The 17,005-nt window shown below is 56.8% G+C and carries 13 protein-coding genes; 7 read left to right on the top strand and 6 right to left on the bottom strand.

The window, feature by feature from the left end:
• Positions 1-106: 106 nt before the first annotated feature.
• Positions 107-1,786 (bottom strand): alpha,alpha-trehalase TreA, encoded by a 1,680-nt coding sequence (treA, locus tag HX773_RS02260; protein ID WP_176970260.1) that lies wholly within the window; start codon positions 1,784-1,786, stop codon positions 107-109.
• A 208-nt stretch (positions 1,787-1,994) separates the two neighbouring features.
• Between treA and ghrA the strand changes: the two genes are divergently transcribed.
• From ghrA to HX773_RS02245, 3 genes are read left to right on the top strand one after another with little or no spacing between them, the layout of a single operon-like run.
• Positions 1,995-2,933: a glyoxylate/hydroxypyruvate reductase GhrA gene (gene ghrA / locus HX773_RS02255; protein ID WP_176970259.1), complete on the top strand. Its 939-nt coding sequence runs from the start codon at positions 1,995-1,997 to the stop codon at positions 2,931-2,933.
• 24 nt (positions 2,934-2,957) lie between these two features.
• Complete coding sequence (locus HX773_RS02250) at positions 2,958-3,695, top strand: phosphatase (RefSeq protein ID WP_176970258.1); 738 nt, start codon at positions 2,958-2,960, stop codon at positions 3,693-3,695.
• Between the two features lie 26 nt (positions 3,696-3,721).
• A complete protein-coding gene (locus tag HX773_RS02245; RefSeq protein ID WP_176970257.1) occupies positions 3,722-4,282 on the top strand; it encodes a molecular chaperone in 561 nt (186 codons plus the stop codon).
• Positions 4,283-4,285: 3 nt separating this feature from the next.
• Here the strand turns inward: HX773_RS02245 and HX773_RS02240 are convergent, their stop codons facing one another.
• Together HX773_RS02240 and HX773_RS02235 are read right to left on the bottom strand one after the other, a co-directional pair.
• On the bottom strand, positions 4,286-5,647 hold the full coding sequence (locus tag HX773_RS02240; RefSeq protein ID WP_176970256.1) for a CoA transferase: 1,362 nt from the start codon (positions 5,645-5,647) through the stop codon (positions 4,286-4,288).
• Between the two features lie 46 nt (positions 5,648-5,693).
• A complete protein-coding gene (locus HX773_RS02235; RefSeq protein WP_176970255.1) occupies positions 5,694-6,578 on the bottom strand; it encodes an EamA family transporter in 885 nt (294 codons plus the stop codon).
• A gap of 190 nt (positions 6,579-6,768) precedes the next feature.
• On the opposite strand from HX773_RS02235, the gene HX773_RS02230 reads away from it, so the two are divergent.
• Positions 6,769-7,494, top strand: a complete 726-nt coding sequence (locus tag HX773_RS02230; RefSeq protein WP_176970254.1) for a glutamine amidotransferase — start codon at positions 6,769-6,771, stop codon at positions 7,492-7,494.
• Here the strand turns inward: HX773_RS02230 and HX773_RS02225 are convergent.
• Positions 7,482-8,045, bottom strand: coding sequence for a class I SAM-dependent methyltransferase (locus HX773_RS02225; protein ID WP_110865965.1), 564 nt, complete (start codon positions 8,043-8,045; stop codon positions 7,482-7,484). The genes HX773_RS02230 and HX773_RS02225 overlap by 13 nt on opposite strands.
• A gap of 238 nt (positions 8,046-8,283) precedes the next feature.
• Between HX773_RS02225 and HX773_RS02220 the strand changes: the two genes are divergently transcribed.
• The gene (locus HX773_RS02220) at positions 8,284-9,804 is read left to right on the top strand and encodes an aldehyde dehydrogenase family protein (protein ID WP_176970253.1); all 1,521 of its coding nucleotides are present in this window, start codon (positions 8,284-8,286) and stop codon (positions 9,802-9,804) included.
• Between the two features lie 172 nt (positions 9,805-9,976).
• Positions 9,977-10,189, top strand: a complete 213-nt coding sequence (locus HX773_RS02215; protein ID WP_110865967.1) for a hypothetical protein — start codon at positions 9,977-9,979, stop codon at positions 10,187-10,189.
• 101 nt (positions 10,190-10,290) lie between these two features.
• Here HX773_RS02215 and fumA read toward each other — a convergent pair whose 3' ends face one another.
• Together fumA and HX773_RS02205 are read right to left on the bottom strand one after the other, a co-directional pair.
• On the bottom strand, positions 10,291-11,934 hold the full coding sequence (gene fumA / locus HX773_RS02210) for a class I fumarate hydratase FumA (protein WP_176970252.1): 1,644 nt from the start codon (positions 11,932-11,934) through the stop codon (positions 10,291-10,293).
• A 164-nt stretch (positions 11,935-12,098) separates the two neighbouring features.
• The gene (locus HX773_RS02205) at positions 12,099-13,613 is read right to left on the bottom strand and encodes an anion permease (protein WP_176970251.1); all 1,515 of its coding nucleotides are present in this window, start codon (positions 13,611-13,613) and stop codon (positions 12,099-12,101) included.
• Positions 13,614-14,218: 605 nt separating this feature from the next.
• On the opposite strand from HX773_RS02205, the gene HX773_RS02200 reads away from it, so the two are divergent.
• On the top strand, positions 14,219-16,999 hold the full coding sequence (locus HX773_RS02200; RefSeq protein WP_176970250.1) for a flavocytochrome c: 2,781 nt from the start codon (positions 14,219-14,221) through the stop codon (positions 16,997-16,999).
• The last annotated feature ends 6 nt before the right edge of the window (positions 17,000-17,005 follow it).

The following is a 17,005-nucleotide window of genomic DNA, read 5'->3' as shown; positions in this document are numbered from 1 at the left end:
CGCATTTCATTGGTTGCACCTTATGCAGGTTTGGATCGCGCAATAAATTGCGCCGCTACGGTAATGTGCGGTGGCCGGGCTTATTCGCCCGGCAGGATAGAGGTGATTACTTCGCGCTAGTCAAAACCGGCATATTCGGGATATCGCCGGCGTTGTTACAGGTTTTGTCTTTCGGGCAGTACTTATCCAGCAGCTTCAGCGTCACGCCGTTGGTCCAGCCGAAGCCGTCCTGCAGCGGATATTCACCGCCGCCACCGCCGCCCAGCTGCGCGCCTTCAACCACGTATTTCTCGACCAGTTTATGCTCCTTGTCGTAGGTCGCCTGCACGTTCTGCAGGAAGCGCTGACCAATCTGCTGCGCCAGTTTCGGCTGCTTGTAATGCTCCAGACCTTCCACCGCCACCCATTGCAGCGGCGCCCAGCCGTTTGGCGCATCCCATTGCTGGCCGTTATTTACCGTGGTGGTCACCAGACCGCCCGGTTTCAGCAGCTGTTTTTCAACTGCGGAAGCGGTGCGCTCAGCTTGCTTATCGCTCGCTACCTGCATATAGAGCGGGAACAGCGTCGCAGCGGTCAGCTGTGAGTGAACCTGCTTCTTCTGGAAATCGTAATCGGCGTACCAGCCTTTTTTGTCATCCCAAAGATAGCGATTGATCGCCGCCTGACGTTTCTCCGCATCCGCCGCGAACTGTTTGGCTTTGTCATCCTGCTTGTCCAGTTTGGCGGCTTTGGACAATGTCTGTTCGAGGTGGAAAATCAGGCTGTTGAGATCGACCGGTGCCAGCTGCGTGGTGCGGATGGACGCCAGATTGTGCGCATCGGTGAACCAGCGCGAACTGAAATCCCAGCCTGATGCCGCGCCCGCACGCAAGTCGCGATAGACCTGCTGTTTATTGCGTTCCGGCGCTTTATTCGCGGTGTTAACGTCATCGAGCCAGGATTCGGTACGCGGCGCATCGCGATCGTCCCAATAACGGTTAAGCAGCGTGCCGTCGCTGAGTTTGATCACGCGTTTGCTGGCCTGGCCGGCCGCCACTTTATCGCTGTCCGCCATCCAGTAATCGTACTCTTTCTGCAGCTGCGGCAGGTATTGGCGATAGACGTCGTCACCTTTGTGCGTCGCCAGCAGGTCAACCATCAAGCTGAAGAACGGCGGCTGCGAGCGGCTGAGATAGTAGCTGCGGTTACCGTTGGGAATATGGCCATATTTGTCCAGCTCGGTGGCGAAGTTATCCACCATATCCTGCACGCGATCCCAGTGACCGCTCTCCGCCAGGCCGAGCATAGTGAAGTAGCTGTCCCAGTAATACACTTCGCGGAAGCGTCCGCCAGGCACCACGTAAGGTTTGGGCAGCGGCAGCAGCGAATCGTACTGACTGGCACTTTGCGCGGTACGCGTCAGCACCGGCCATAAACCGTTGATGTGCTCACGCAGGCTTTGCCCGGCGGGCGGCACATATTTGTCTCCCTCTTTCGGCAGCGTAAAGTTGCTGTCGACAAAGTGTTTGAGATCGAAGTTGCGCTGGCTTTTTTGCATCTGCCAGTCGGCCAGAATCGAAGAGGGATTGGATTTCGGCACCGCATCGGCGAAGGTTTTCTGATCCGGATAAAATTTAGCCTGCTGTACCGCATTGAACAACGGTCCCAGGCGCACATCCGGTGGCTGCGGTTGGTTGCTGAGCATGCGGCTTTGATCGTCGGCGTGTGCGGCGCTGGCACCGGCCAGCAACGCGGCGCTGAGTAAAAAGGTCAGACGCACGGGCGTGAATACGGCATTTTTTATCATCGGTTTTTCTCCTTGTCCGAAAAGGTGGTGTGCTAACGCATTGACCACCCGAACAACTTTAGTCGCAATCGCGCCGCTTAGCCTCGCACAGCGGTGGAAATGTGAAGCGCCCGGAATTAATCACGCGAGAAATTGCATCAAGGCTAAGGTTTTTGCTTGCCCTGTACGGCTATTTGCCTGAGGCTGAAGCAAAAAAAAGGAGAGTCGTATGGAGATAATCTGGTATCACCCGTCGCTGGCGCCGCAGGGCTGGCTGGAAGGTTTGCGTCAGCGTTTACCTGAGGCGCGCGTGCGTGACTGGCAACCGGGCGACAACATGCCGGCCGATTATGCGGTAGTGCGTTCTCCGCCGGTCGAGATGCTGGCGGGGCGCCAGCTGAAAGGCGTGTTTGCCATGGGCGCGGGCGTCGACGAAATCCTCAAACAGCTGCGTGACCATCCACAGATGCTGGCCGACAACGTGCCGTTATTCCGCCTGGAAGATACCGGCATGGCGCGCCAGATGCAGGAATACGCCAACTGGTGCGTGCTGGGCTGGTTCCGCCGTTTTGCGGAATATCGTCAACTGCAGCAGCAGGCTACGTGGCAGGAGCTGGATGGTTTAGATCGCGAGAACTTCACCATCGGCGTGCTCGGCGCGGGCGTGTTAGGCAGCAGCGTGCTGGAGAGTTTGCGTCAGTGGGGCTTCCCGTTACGCAGCTGGAGCCGTTCGCCGAAGCAGATCGACGGCGTACAAAGCTTCCATGGCCGCGAACAGCTCAATGCCTTCCTTGCGGGCACGCAGGTGCTGATCGATCTGCTGCCTACCACGCCGGAAACCACCAATCTGATCGATAGCCAGCTGCTTAACGCATTGCCGCACGGTGCCTGCTTCCTCAACCTGGCGCGCGGTGCGCATGTGGTAGAAGCCGATCTGCTGGCGGCGCTGAACAGCGGTCAACTGGCCGCCGCCGCGCTGGATGTGTTCCAGACCGAGCCGCTGCCGCAGGATCATCCGTTGTGGTCTCATCCGCATGTCACAATCACGCCACATACTGCGGCGATTACCTTGCCAGCCGAGGCGATGGATTACATTGCGGATGCCATACTTGCTCTGGAGCAAGGTCAACAGCCGGGTGGTTTGGTCGATCGCCAGCGCGGCTATTAATTCCCATTGGGTCAGGAGATGAAGATGTATCCCGTTGATTTACATATGCACACCGTTGCCAGCACACACGCTTACAGCACGCTGCATGATTATGTGGCGCAGGCGAAACAGAACGGCCTGAAGCTGTTCGCGATTACCGATCACGGCCCGGATATGGCCGATGCGCCGCACTATTGGCATTTTGTCAACATGCGCATTTGGCCGCGCGTAATTGATGGCGTTGGCGTGCTGCGCGGTATCGAAGCCAACATCAAAAATCAGCAGGGCGAGATCGATTGCAGCGGCCCGATGCTGGATGCGCTGGATCTGATCGTTGCGGGCTTCCACGAACCGGTTTATGCGCCGCGTGACAAAGCGCATCACACCGAAGCGATGATTGCGGCGATGGCGGGCGGTTTGGTGCATATCATTTCGCATCCGGGCAACCCGAAGTTCCCGGTGGATATCTGCGCGATTGCCGAAGCCGCCGCGCATTACGATGTGGCGCTGGAGATCAACAACTCCTCCTTTACCCATTCGCGTCCGGGCAGCGAACCGAACTGTCGCGCCATTGCCGAAGCGGTGCGTGATGCGGGTGGACGTCTGGCGTTTGGCTCCGATTCGCATACCGCGTTTACGCTGGGCAATTTCGAACACTGCCTGCGCATCACCAGCGAAGTGGATTTTCCGCAAGATCGCGTGTTAAATGTCACGCCGCGTCGTCTGCTCGACTTCCTCGAACAGCGCACCGGCAAACACATTGCTGAATTTGCTGATTTTTAACTTTTTGTCTCAAGGAATTCTGTTGCATGAATGAGTTTTCCATTCTCTGCCGCGTCATCGGCTCGCTGTTTAATCGCCAGCCGCAGGATCCGCTGCTGGTGCCGCTGTTCACTCTGCTGCGTGAAGGCAAACTGCAACAGCAGTGGCCGCTGGAGCAGGACGAACTGTTGACGCGCCTGCAGCAGAATAGCGATCCGCAGGCGCTGGCCGCCGACTACAACGCGCTGTTTGTTGGCAGCGACTGCAGCGTGCCGCCGTACGCATCACAGTGGCCGAACGGTGTTGCTGAAGCAGACGTGCGTGCGTTTCTCAGCGCGCGCGGCATGCCGCTGAGCGAAGCGCCTGCCGATCACTTTGGCGTGCTGCTGCTGGCGGCATCGTGGCTGGAAGATCAGTCGGCAGAAGATGAATCAGCCGCGCAGCTGGCGCTGTTTGATGAGTATCTGCTGCCGTGGTGCGGCGCGTTCCTCGGCAAAGTGGAAGCGCATGCAACCACGGCGTTTTACCGCACGCTGGCGGCATTGAGCCGTGAGGCGATGCAGGCGATGTACGACGAACTGAATGAAGAGCAGGGCGACGAGGCGTAATCGTTACCAGCTTGCTGCGCTGCTGCCGAGCTTCACGCCTGGCGTCGCGCAGATCATTGGCGTGCCGGGCAAATACGCTGCGGCACGCAATCTCGCAGCAATTCCCCACTGATTGATCTCTACTGCGCTCAGCGCGTCATCGCGCTGCGCGTGGATACCGTTTTGCGCATTCTGCGGCGCGGCGCCGAACTGCTGCAACAGCCGCGCGGTGCGCGCCAGCGATAAACGTGCCTGCCAGCCAACGCCGTTGGTCAAGCGCTGACGCAAACCTTCCAGCACCGCGGCGGCCATCAGATAACCGGTGGCGTGATCGAGCGCCTGCACCGGCAGCGGCGTCGGTTGATTATTGCCGCTCCAGCGCATGCCTTGTTCGGCGATGCCGCAGCCCATCTGTACCAGACTGTCGAAGCCGCGCCGGTTGCGCCACGGCCCGCTCCAGCCCCACGCGTTCAGACTGACATCCACCAGGCCCGGCGCGAGTTGGCGGCGCGTATCGGCATCCAGCCCGAGTTTTTCCAGCGCATCGGCGCGATAACCGTGTACCAGCACATCGCTGTGCTGCAACAGCTGGCGCAGCTGCTCGCGCCCCTCGTGGGATTTGATATCAAGCCGCGCACAACGTTTGCCGCAGGTGATCTCCTCTTCCAGCGTTGGTTCGTGCCAGTCGGGCGGATCGATGCGCAGCACCTGCGCGCCGAGGCTGGCGAGAAAACGCGTCGCCACCGGTCCGGCAATGATGCGCGTGAGATCCAATACGCGCACGCCGAGCAGCGGCCGCGCGGGCGATAATGACCAGGCTGGCGTCGGGGCGGCGTCGGTGGCCTGTTGGGCAATCAACGCTTCCTGCTGCACGGCGCGGCCTTGCGGGTGTTGCAGCCATTGCGCTTCGCTGCGCATCTGCGCGGCGCAGCCGCCGGCATCAATCACCGCCTGTTCCAGCGTGGCGGCGGACCAGCGGGCCACCGCGTCGGCCAGCGCGGCACGATCGGCATGTTGGCCGAGCACGCGCTCCATCGCCGCACGATGATGAGCTGCGTTGGTGTGCAGGCGGATCCAGCCGTCGGCGCAGGCGTAATCACCGGCGAATTCATCCCACAGCGCGGCAGGCGGTCGATTAAGCGGAATCAGGCTGTGCTGAAACCAGCGCGAGGCGAGACGGACATTGACGCTGACCGGCGCGGATTGGCCAAGCAGATCGCTTAGCGCCTGGCTGGCAAGACCAATGCTGGTGGCCGCCAGTTCGCTGACGGCGAAGGCAGAGGAGAAGGTGTCGGGCTGGAGAAAAGTAGGCGAGGGAAGCGGGTCCGCGCCTCGCAATCCCTGCCACATTTGCTGCCACAGTGCGGCAGCACGTTGAGAATCCATGTTGAGTCTCCGGAAAACGCGCGAGACTCAAGCATAGCAGAGCGATTTAACGGCAGCGTAAGCGCGGAAAACGCGCGTGCATCCGCAGGTTACGCAGGTTGATCACCGCAATCGCGGTGCCCAGCACCACCAGTGACGCACCGAGAATTTTGAAGCTGTTCATGCTGTCGCCCAAGACGAAAACGCCCATCAACACTGCCAGCACCGGCGTCAGCAGCGAATAGGGCATGATCAGGTTGACGTTGTACTTCTTCAGCAGCGCGTACCATAGCGTGTAGGCGACAATCGACGAGGCGAGCGCGCTATACAGAATGCCAAACCAGCCGCGCCAGCCAGCGTGGCTCAGCGCGTAAAACTGATGGGATTCGGTCAGCCACGAAGCGGCACCGACAATCGGCACCGCAAGGAAGGAGATCCAGCCGGTGAGCGTCAGCGGTTTGATCGGCGGCGATTTTTTCACAATCATATTGCTGATCGCCCAACCAAACGCGCTACACAGCAGAATACACAGCACCCACCAGGCCGGAATGGTCGGGCTGCCCGACAGCACCGCCACGCCGCTCAGCGAAATGGCGATACCAAACAGCTGCACCAGCCGCAATTTCTCTTTCAGAATCACCATCGCCAGCAGCATAGCAATCGGCGTGCCGAGCTGAACCACGATGGCGCCGGTGCCGGCATCGGTGTAGCGCATGCCGACAAACAGCAGCGAGAAGTGCATAAAACCGAAGGTGAACGCCAGCGTCAGCAGCCACGGCAGCTGCGCGCGCGTGATGCGGCAGAACGGCACCAGCACAATCGCCACTACCACAAAGCGCATCCAGGTGAGAAACAGCGGCGGAAGTTCCAGTAATCCCCACTTCACCGCCACGTTGTTGAAAGCCCAGATGGAAACCACCATCAGAACCATTAAAAAATGCCGCACTGCCACGAGGTCTTCCTTCACGCTGTACAAAGATGATCACCGGCTAATGATGGCATGAAGGCGCGCACTTCGGACATGTCTGGCGAAATTTTTTTCGCTTAAGCATTAGCTTATGCAGGAAAAAAATAAGACATGTCGCTGATTTACTGTCAAAGTGGACGTCCGAAAGGCGACCATAACGAGGACCGTATTCGGCATGACACACACCCGCGCTTTACCTCTTGCTCTGATTCAACTCGACGTTCCGCCGCCGCAGGTTGTGGCGCAAATTGGTGAACAACCCCGCTGGTTTATCGACGCACTGCAACTGCAGCCCGATGACTATGTGATTGTGCGTCCGCATCTGGGCGATGATTTACCGGCCTTTGACCGCGTCAGTGGCGCAATCCTCAGCGGTTCCTGGGCGATGGTCACCGATCACGCCGACTGGAGCGAACGCACCGCCGCCTGGATTCGTGGCGCGCTGGAGGCGGATCTGCCGCTGCTGGGCGTCTGTTACGGACATCAGCTGATGGCGTATGCGTTGGGTGGCAAAGTGGGCGATAACCCGCATGGCTGGGAGCGTGGACTGAAACCGCTGACGCGCGATGCGCAGGCGCACAACGATCCCTGGCTGGCCAATCTACCGGGCGAGTTTCAGGCGTGGTTATCACATCGGCAATCGGTGTTAACGCCGCCGCAACATGCGCAGGTGCTGGCGCGCTCGGCGCTGGATGGCTGTCAGATTTTGCGTTATTCACCGCAGGCGCTGTCGGTGCAGTTCCATCCGGAATTCACCCGCGAGATTATGACCGCCTGCTTACCGGCGGGCGTCAGTGACGATGGCACTGTACTTTCGGGCGAAGATTGGTCGCGCGAACTGTTGCGCAGCTTCTGGCTGCAAACGCGGCCGCAGCCGCGCGCGCAGGCTCAGGGCGCGTAGTTACGCGTGCAGCGATAAACCCACGCGGGTGGCATGTTTTTCAGCACCCGCTGGCGTTCCCAGGTGAAGTAGCGTGACAAATTCGGCTGGGTGAACGAGGTGTACTGAAACTGCACGAATACGCCGCGTGGACCCAGCGCATCATGCACCGCACTGAGAATGTTGTCGCGCGTGGCGGGCGGTAATGACAGCAGCGGCAGACCAGAGAAAATCACATCATATTCCCCGGCGAGATATTCCGCCGAACAGGCGCGTACCTGCATGCGCGCATCGGGCAATCCACGCAGGCTTTTCACCAGTTCCGGGCTGATTTCGAACACATCAAGCTGTGCTTGCGGTGACATACGCGCCAGCACGTGACGCGTGAGCACGCCATCACCGGCGCCGAGTTCGGCGATACGCAGGCTGTTATCCCAGTTCACCGCATCGCACATGGTGCGGCACAGCGCGGCGGAAGAGGGCGTGATGCTGCCCATTTTGCGCGGGTTGCGGATAAATTGCTGAACAAAGTTCGCTTTGGCGCGCATTAACGTCAGGGCTGAAGCCAACATCTGTTTCTCCTGGTTAGTATCCTGCTTCATATTGACCACATATTTCGCCCATGTTCCGCTTTTTGCTGCATAAGCGGGAAAACTCGGAATTATCTGTAGCGCCTGTCGCGCGCCACATTTCCCTCGGTGCGGTCACAGTTTCCCCTTCTGCGATCTGACAGGCTGGCGTTGATCGCTCAATGTTAATAACAGGTTTCATAGTTGTTAATCGCCACTCTGTCCCGCAAGGAGAAACACCATGCGTTACGCTGCTCCGGGAGAACAAGGTTCTCTCATTACTCTGCAATCGCGTTATGGCAACTTTATCAACGGCGAATTTGTTGCGCCGGTGAACGGTAACTACTTCGTCAACACCTCACCGATCAATGCTTCTACTATTGGCGAGTTTCCCCGCTCGGACCGCGCCGATATCGATAACGCCGTGGCTGCCGCCCAGGCCGCTGCCGATGCGTGGGGCAAAACCTCGCCGCAGGCACGCTCGCTGGTGCTGCTGAAAATTGCCGATCGGCTGGAAGAGAATCTGGAATATATCGCGGTCAACGAAACCTGGGATAACGGTAAGCCGGTACGTGAAACGCTGGCGGCGGATCTGCCGCTGGCGGTCGATCACTTCCGCTATTTCGCTGGCTGCGTGCGTGCACAGGAAGGCACCGCCGCTGAAATCGATGAGTTCACCGCCGCCTATCACTTCCACGAACCGCTGGGCGTGGTGGGGCAAATCATTCCGTGGAACTTCCCGCTGCTGATGGCGGCATGGAAACTGGCGCCGGCGCTCGGCGCAGGTAACTGCGTGGTGCTGAAACCGGCCGAGCAAACGCCGCTGTCGATTACGCTGTTTATGGAAGTGATCAAAGATCTGCTGCCGCCGGGCGTGATCAACGTGGTACATGGCTACGGCAAAGAGGCGGGCGAAGCGCTGGCGTCGCATCCGGGCATCGCCAAAATCGCCTTTACCGGTTCCACCGCCACCGGCGGCCATATTCTGGAGCTGGCGGCGAAAAGCCTGATCCCGTCCACCGTTGAACTGGGCGGCAAGTCGCCGAACATCTTCTTCGAAGACATCATGGATGCCGAAGAGAGTTTCATTGAGAAAGCAGCAGAAGGCGTGGTGCTGGGCTTCCTTAATCAGGGTGAAGTTTGTACCTGTCCGTCGCGCGCGCTGGTGCAGGAATCGATCTTTGAGCCGTTTTTGGCGGCGGTGATGAAGCGCATCAAAACCATTAAACGTGGCGATCCGCTGGATACCGAAACCATGATTGGCGCGCAGGCGTCGCAGCAGCAGTTCGACAAAATCCTCTCTTATCTGGAGATCGCGCAGCAAGAGGGCGCGCAGGTGCTACACGGCGGCGGTGTAGAGAAAGTGGGCGAAGAGTTTGCCAGCGGCTACTACATCCAGCCGACGCTGCTGAAAGGCGATAACAGCATGCGCGTGTTCCAGGAGGAGATTTTTGGCCCGGTGGTTGGCGTGCTGACCTTTAAAGATGAAGCGGAAGCGCTGGCTATCGCCAATGATTCGATTTACGGACTTGGCGCAGGCGTCTGGACGCGTGATATCAACCGCGCCTATCGTATGGGCCGCGCCATCAAAGCCGGTCGCGTGTGGACCAACTGTTATCACCTCTATCCGGCGCACGCGGCGTTTGGCGGCTATAAGAAATCGGGGATTGGCCGCGAGACCCACAAAATGATGCTCGACCATTATCAGCAAACTAAAAACCTGCTGGTGAGCTACAGCACGCAACCGCTCGGTTTCTTCTGATGGTAAAAGGCAGCGGTATTATCCGCTGCCTTTTCATCTCTTCGTCATCTTGCCGCTGCAGGATAATCACATCGCCAGAATTTTCTGATTAAAGTGGCATCTTTAAGCCAGGTCTTGTGTGTTTAAAGGGTGCGATTGGGCAGAATAGCGCACCTATTTTCAAGGAGATCCCATGAACACGTTGTATAACTACCTGGAACAGCATGATGAGATGCTGGACGGTGTGGAGCAAAATATTATTACCGTTAACCTGCCTGGACGTCAGGCGGTGTATGTGATTGGCCAGAACGATGCCGACCTGCTGCTGGAAGTGAAAGCGCGCGAAATCGCCACGGCGCAGCGCATGGAAACATTGCGTCAACTGGAGAGCCAATTCCGTTTTTAACTTTTCTGCTTTGCCTCATTCGATGATCAATTCGTCAGAAATTTCGCAATAAAAAAGCCGCTATCAAGAGATAACGGCTTTTTTGTGGTGCGATGCGTAGATTACTTCACGCAGGCGGCACAGTTGTTGTGAATCTGCTGGAAGAAGTCGTTTCCTTTGTCATCCACCAGAATGAATGCCGGGAAGTTTTCCACTTCAATCTTCCAGATCGCTTCCATACCGAGCTCGGCATACTCCACGCATTCCAGACTCTTTATACTCTGCTGTGCCAGCACCGCTGCCGGGCCGCCGATGCTGCCCAGATAGAAGCCGCCGTGTTTTTGACACGCATCGGTAACCTGCTTGCTGCGGTTGCCCTTCGCCAGCATCACCATGCTGCCGCCGTTGGCCTGCAACAGATCTACGTAGGAATCCATACGACCTGCGGTGGTTGGGCCGAGTGAACCGGAGGCATAACCTTCTGGCGTCTTCGCCGGACCCGCGTAATAGACCGGATGATCTTTGATGTACTGCGGCAGACCTTCGCCGTTATCGATGCGCTCTTTCAGCTTGGCGTGCGCAATGTCGCGCGCCACGATGATGGTGCCGTTAAGCGACAAGCGGGTGGAGACCGGATAAGCCGACAACAGCGCCAGAATCTCGCTCATCGGCTGGTTCAGGTCAACATGCACCACTTCGCCTTCGCCCTGCTGACGCAGCTCTTCCGGAATATAGCGGCCTGGATTGTCTTCCATCTTCTCAATCCAGATGCCTTCACGGTTGATCTTGGCTTTGATATTACGGTCAGCGGAGCAGGAAACACCCATACCGACCGGGCAGGATGCGCCATGACGCGGCAGACGCACCACGCGGATATCGTGCGCAAAGTATTTACCGCCAAACTGCGCGCCGAGGCCCAGCTCCTGCGAGGCTTTCAGCAGCTCTTCTTCCAGCTGAATGTCGCGGAACGCCTGACCATGTTCGTTGCCTTCGGTCGGCAGCGAATCGTAATAGTGGGTAGAGGCCAGCTTGACGGTTTTCAGCGTACTCTCCGCTGAAGTCCCACCAATCACGAATGCGATGTGGTACGGCGGACAGGCCGCGGTGCCCAGCGACATCATTTTATCGATCAGGTAGTTCTTCAATTTGGCTGGCGTAATCAGCGCTTTGGTTTCCTGATACAGATAGGTTTTATTGGCGGAACCGCCACCTTTAGCAATGCACAGGAATTTGTATTCGTCGCCATCAACGCTGTAAAGGTCGATCTGCGCCGGCAGGTTGGTGCCGGTATTCACCTCTTTATACATATCCAGCGCGGCATTCTGTGAATAGCGCAGGTTATCTTCAATAAAGGTGTTGTAGACGCCTTGCGACAGCGCGGCTTCATCGCCGCCGCCGGTCCAGACGCGCTGGCCTTTTTTGCCCATGATGATTGCGGTGCCGGTATCCTGACAGGTTGGCAGCACGCCTTTCGCGGCAATTTCAGAGTTACGCAGGAACTGCAGGGCGACGTATTTGTCGTTCTTGCTGGCTTCGTCGTCGGCAAGAATGGACGCGACCTGCGCTTGATGCGAGGCGCGTAGCATAAAGGAAGCATCGTGGAATGCCTGCTTCGCCAGCAGCGTCAGCGCTTTGGGATCGACTTTCAGCACTTCTTCGCCATCGAAGTTGGCCACCGAGACGTAATCAGTGCTCAGCAGATAGTATTCGGTATCATCTTTGGCGAGAGGAAAGGGATTCTGATAATAGAAGGGTTTGTTCGACATGTTGGCTCACTTAGCTTCGTGTGGCCCGCCAGCATGACGGGCGACAAATTAGGCAGTCTGTTATTCGATTTTCTCTCGCCAGCCCTCCGTGGGGGCTGACTGGCGAGTATCATAACATTTTCACGGTAATGCGCGGCTCCGTTTTTAACATCGAAGCAACATCATCAGAACATCATCACCATCCATGGATAGGCGACAACCATCAGAAGAACCAGGAACAGCGCGCCGAAGATGGTGCCCAGGCGCCAGTAATCTTTGGTTGGCAGATAGCCGCTACCGTAATAAATCGGGCTTGGGCCGGTGCCGTACGGGGTGATAATGCCCATCACACCCAGAGAAACACACATCATCAGACAGAACACCGGCATGTTGATGCCCGGAATGGATGCGGCGATGGTCAGCATCGCAGGCAGCAGCGCGGTGGTATGCGCGGTGGTACTGGCGAACAGGTAATGGAGCAGGTAGAAGGCGATTAACAGCACCACTGCGGAAACCTGTGGGTCGTAACCATGCAGCAGCATCGCACCTTCTTTACCCAACCAGGCGATAAAGCCGACGCGCGCTAAACCATCAGCCAGCGCGACCAGCGTGGCGAACCAGGCGAAGGTATTCCAGGCGGCTTTATTGCTGGTGATGTCATTCCAGTTTAGTACACCGGTCCAAAGCATCAGCACGATAACTAACAGTGCGGCCATCGCTGGCTCAATCCATGCGGTGGCGAAAATCCACATCATCAGCGCCGCCACCACGAAGCCCAGCAGCAGGATTTCGTTACGTTTCAATTTACCGAGTTTTGCCAGCTCAGCGGTGGCCCAACGTGGCACTTCATCATTGACTTTCACTTCTGGCGGATAGAGCCAGTAAGCCAGCAGCGGCATGGTGAGAATCAGCAACACACCCAGCGGCAGGAAGGCGAGGAACCACATGCCCCACGAGATATCAAAGCCGACCACGCTTTTCACCAGCGCCAGCGCCAGCAGGTTCGGTGCCAGAGCGGAAAGGAACATCGAACTGGTGATACAGGCGGCGGTGATCGCCACCCACATCAGGTAAGAACCAATCTTACGTGCGCTCGGGTCATTGGGTTTTGAACCGTAAAGCGGCGGTAGGTTGGCGATGATTGGATAGATAGTACCGCCACTGCGCGCGGTGTTTGACGGCGTAAACGGTGCCAGCAGCAGGTCAGCAAAGGTAATGGCGTAACCCAGCGTCAGGCTGCGACGGCCGAGATATTTCACCAGAATCAGCGCCAGGCGGCGACCAAACTGGGTTTTATCGTAGCCAGCGGCGAACATAAAGGCACCGAAGATCAGCCAGACCGTGGAGTTGCCGAAGCCACTCACCGCCCATTTGAACGACTGCGCCGCGGTTTTGAACTTGGGATCCGCCAGTTCTGCCGGGCTAAACAGCACCCATTGGCTGAAAAGCGCAATCACCACCACGCCGGTTAAACCGATAACGGCACCTGGCAGCGGTTCGAAAATCAGTCCCACAATAACCCCGACAAAAATGGCGAAGAAGTGCCAGGCGTAAGGTTCCAACCCCGCAGGAGTCGGCACCAGCAGCAACAGCACAGCCACAATAATTGGCAGGCACAACATTATCAGGCGGTTCTTTTTCTTCCCCGGTGCCGCGGGAGGCGCGGTAAGGGATTCACTCTGGGTTGTTTGTGTGTTCATAGTTTTGTCTGCAAGTTATGGAGAATGCGTATATACGCCCCGAACCAAGCTGGTTTTTTTAGTTACAAAACTCTTTTAACAGATTAGTCGTGACATTTAAAACTGAGTTTTAATAAATCGCTGTTTACAAAATTCGATGCGCGAATTATCTAATGGATGCGCCTATGATGCGATTAATTAAAATATCTATTTTGATCTAGATCAATAAAATTTATTGGTGGTTTTTTTGCTTTAAACATGCGCGCCTTAATAAACGAACCATTAGGTGAAAATTAACTGTGTGAGGTGAATAAAACGGCACAAATCAAGCAAAAAACAGAGAAAGGAGACGATTTATCTTTATGATAAGGCTAGATTTGTTTTAAATGTAAGGAAAAAGTTGATTTTTGTCAAGTCTTGGTTAAAACTTAGCGGAGCGCAGCTTTCAGCAATAAGCATCAAATATTATTTCCATGCGTAAAACTTATATAACTAACGAATAAGGTTATGTAAGTAAATAAAATGGTATATTTACGCCATGAAATCGGACCACTCAAATAATTATAAATTTCTCCGAACCGCCAAAGAATTGAATACAAAGTTTCTTAATTCTGGAGTTGCTCATCATGAATACGCTCACCCCGATTCTTAATCCGCTTACGCTACCGAAAGGTGCGGTGCTTAAAAACCGATTGGTTATGGCACCGATGACCACCTGTACCGGTTATTACGATGGCGGTGTTACCAGTGACCTTGTCGAATATTATCGCGTGCGTGCCGGCAGCATCGGTACCGTCATTGTAGAGTGCTGCTTTATTGATAACCGTGGCCCTGCGTTTCCAGGCGCGCTCGGTATCGACAGCGACAACAAAATCCCCGGTCTGGCGAAAATCGCTCACGCCATCAAGTCGCAAGGCTCCAAAGCGGTTCTGCAGATTTATCACGGCGGCCGCATGGTGGAACCGGCGCTGATCGGCGGTAAAACCCCGGTCGCACCGAGCGCCATCGCCGCACCGCGTGACGGCGCCACTAAACCTCAGGCGCTGACTGCAGAAGAAGTGGATGTGATGATCACCAAGTTTGGTGATGCGGTGAACCGTGCGATTAAAGCCGGCTTCGACGGCGTGGAGATCCACGGCGCCAACACCTATCTGATCCAGCAGTTCTACTCGCCAAACTCTAACCAGCGCGACGACAAATGGGGCGGCAGCCGCGACAATCGCGCGCGCTTCCCATTGGAAGTGCTGGAAATCACCCACAAAATGGCTGACCGCTTCGCCGCGGCAGACTTCATCATCGGCTATCGCTTCTCTCCGGAAGAGCTGGAAGTGCCGGGCATCCGCTGGGACGACACGCTTTATCTGCTGGAGAAACTGGCGGAGCGCGGTCTTGACTACGTGCACTTCTCGGTGGGTCAACTGCTGCGTCCGTCGATTGTTGACACTCAGGATCCAACGCCGCTGATCACCAAATATCTGGCACAGCGCTCACCTAACCTGGCGAAAGTGCCGGTGATTGGCGTCGGCGGCATCGTCAATAAAGAAGATGCCGAGAACGCGCTGGAGCACGGTTTTGATTTAGTGGCGGTGGGTAAAGCCTGCATCGCCTATCCGGACTGGACCGATCGCGTCATCAAGAATCAGCACATGGAGCTGTATATCGACAGCACCAAGCGCGAAGAGCTGACCATTCCAGAACCGCTGTGGCGCTTCTCGCTGGTGGATGCGATGATCCGCGACGTCAGCGATACCGGCCGTAAATACAAAGCGGGCGTTTATCAGGCCAAAGTCGAAGCCGAAGCGCTGAAGCTGAAAATCAACGTTACGCTCGATACCGACCGTATCACCGACATCTCGCTGGTGCCGGATCCAAGCCTCGACGTCGACTTCACCAGCACCTTCGAAAGCCTGCGTGAACGCATTCTGGTAGCGAACAGCCCGCACGTTGACGCCATCACCGGCGCCACCACGCAGAGTGAAGCGCTGAAAAAAGCGGTATCACGCGCCATGACCACTTCAAGCAAAGAGTATGTGATTGAAGAGGGCGGTAATCCGAACGCACCGGTGAATTACGATGTGGTGGTGGTGGGCACCGGCGGTGCTGGTCTGGCGGCGGCGATTCAGGCGCATGACGATGGCGCACGCGTGGTGATCATCGAGAAGATGCCAACCATCGGCGGTAACACCATCAAAGCCTCGGTCGGCATGAACGCGGCGGAAACCCGTTATCAGAAGCTGAAAGGCATCGAAGACAGCAAAGAGCTGTTCTACGAAGAGACGCTGAAAGGCGGCAAGTTCAAAAACAATCCAGTGCTGCTGCGCGAGTTTGTTGAGCAGGCACCGGAAGCGATTGAGTGGCTGGCCGCGAAAGAGATCGAGCTGTGCGACATCACCATCACCGGCGGCATGAGCATCGATCGTACGCACCGTCCGGAAGACCGTTCTGCGGTCGGCGGCTTCCTGATCAGCGGCCTGGTGAAAAACGTTAACCAGCGCAATATCGAAGTGCTGCTGGAAACCTCGGTGGCCGAAATTCTGGTGGAAAACGGCGCGGTCACCGGCGTGAAAGTGGTGGATGAGTATAACGACAGCCGCATTATCAACGCCAAAAGCGTGATTGTGGCGACCGGCGGCTTCAGTGCTAACCGCGAAATGGTGGTGAAATATCGCCCTGAACTGGACGGTTTTGTCACCACCAACCACAAAGGCGCCACCGGCAGCGGCATCGCCATGCTGCAACATATCGGTGCGGATACCGTGGATATGGGCGAAATCCAGATTCACCCAACGGTTGAGCAAACCACGTCGTACCTGATTTCCGAAGCGATGCGCGGCGGTGGGGCGATTCTGGTGAGCCAGGCGGGCAAGCGTTTCTACAACGAAATGGAAACCCGCGACAAAGTTTCCGCTGAGATCATCGCGCTGCCAGAGAAGAGTGCGTGGATTGTGTTTGATGAGCAGGTACGCGCCAACAACAAAGCGGCTGACGAATACATCGCCAAAGGCTTTGTCATCAGCGCGCCAACGCCACACGAGCTGGCGGTGAAACTCAACATGGATCAGGAAGCGCTGCAAACCACGCTCGGTCGTTACAACGAGTTCGTGGCGAAGCAGGATGACGAAGACTTCGGTCGTAAAACTGCGCTGCGTCACCCGCTGAATAAAGGTCCGTACTTTGCGATTCGTATCGCACCGGGCGTGCACCACACCATGGGCGGCGTGACCATCAACACCGATACCGCGGTGCTGGATGCGCAGAAAGAGGTGATTCCAGGCGCATGGGCGGCCGGTGAAGTGGTCGGCGGCATCCACGGCGCCAACCGCATCGGCGGCAACGCGGTGGCCGATATCATCATCTTCGGTATCAAAGCCGGTCATAACGCGGCTAAACTGGCGTTAGGAAAGTAATCTCTC

Source organism: Pantoea sp. B9002 (assembly GCF_013385945.1).
GTDB lineage: Bacteria > Pseudomonadota > Gammaproteobacteria > Enterobacterales > Enterobacteriaceae > Pantoea.
The sequence above is the reverse complement of the archived record's forward strand: the minus strand, read 5'-3'. Positions and strand labels throughout refer to the sequence as shown.

What these genes read in the sequence shown, in the direction of transcription:
- HX773_RS02205 (WP_176970251.1), bottom strand. Translation starts at nt 13,613, where the DNA reads ATGAACACACAAACAACCCAGAGTGAATCCCTTACCGCGCCTCCCGCG.
- HX773_RS02240 (WP_176970256.1), bottom strand. Translation starts at nt 5,647, where the DNA reads ATGGATTCTCAACGTGCTGCCGCACTGTGGCAGCAAATGTGGCAGGGA.
- treA (WP_176970260.1), bottom strand. Translation starts at nt 1,786, where the DNA reads ATGATAAAAAATGCCGTATTCACGCCCGTGCGTCTGACCTTTTTACTC.
- fumA (WP_176970252.1), bottom strand. Translation starts at nt 11,934, where the DNA reads ATGTCGAACAAACCCTTCTATTATCAGAATCCCTTTCCTCTCGCCAAA.
- HX773_RS02225 (WP_110865965.1), bottom strand. Translation starts at nt 8,045, where the DNA reads ATGTTGGCTTCAGCCCTGACGTTAATGCGCGCCAAAGCGAACTTTGTT.
- HX773_RS02230 (WP_176970254.1), top strand. Translation starts at nt 6,769, where the DNA reads ATGACACACACCCGCGCTTTACCTCTTGCTCTGATTCAACTCGACGTT.
- HX773_RS02215 (WP_110865967.1), top strand. Translation starts at nt 9,977, where the DNA reads ATGAACACGTTGTATAACTACCTGGAACAGCATGATGAGATGCTGGAC.
- HX773_RS02245 (WP_176970257.1), top strand. Translation starts at nt 3,722, where the DNA reads ATGAATGAGTTTTCCATTCTCTGCCGCGTCATCGGCTCGCTGTTTAAT.
- HX773_RS02250 (WP_176970258.1), top strand. Translation starts at nt 2,958, where the DNA reads ATGTATCCCGTTGATTTACATATGCACACCGTTGCCAGCACACACGCT.
- HX773_RS02220 (WP_176970253.1), top strand. Translation starts at nt 8,284, where the DNA reads ATGCGTTACGCTGCTCCGGGAGAACAAGGTTCTCTCATTACTCTGCAA.
- HX773_RS02200 (WP_176970250.1), top strand. Translation starts at nt 14,219, where the DNA reads ATGAATACGCTCACCCCGATTCTTAATCCGCTTACGCTACCGAAAGGT.
- ghrA (WP_176970259.1), top strand. Translation starts at nt 1,995, where the DNA reads ATGGAGATAATCTGGTATCACCCGTCGCTGGCGCCGCAGGGCTGGCTG.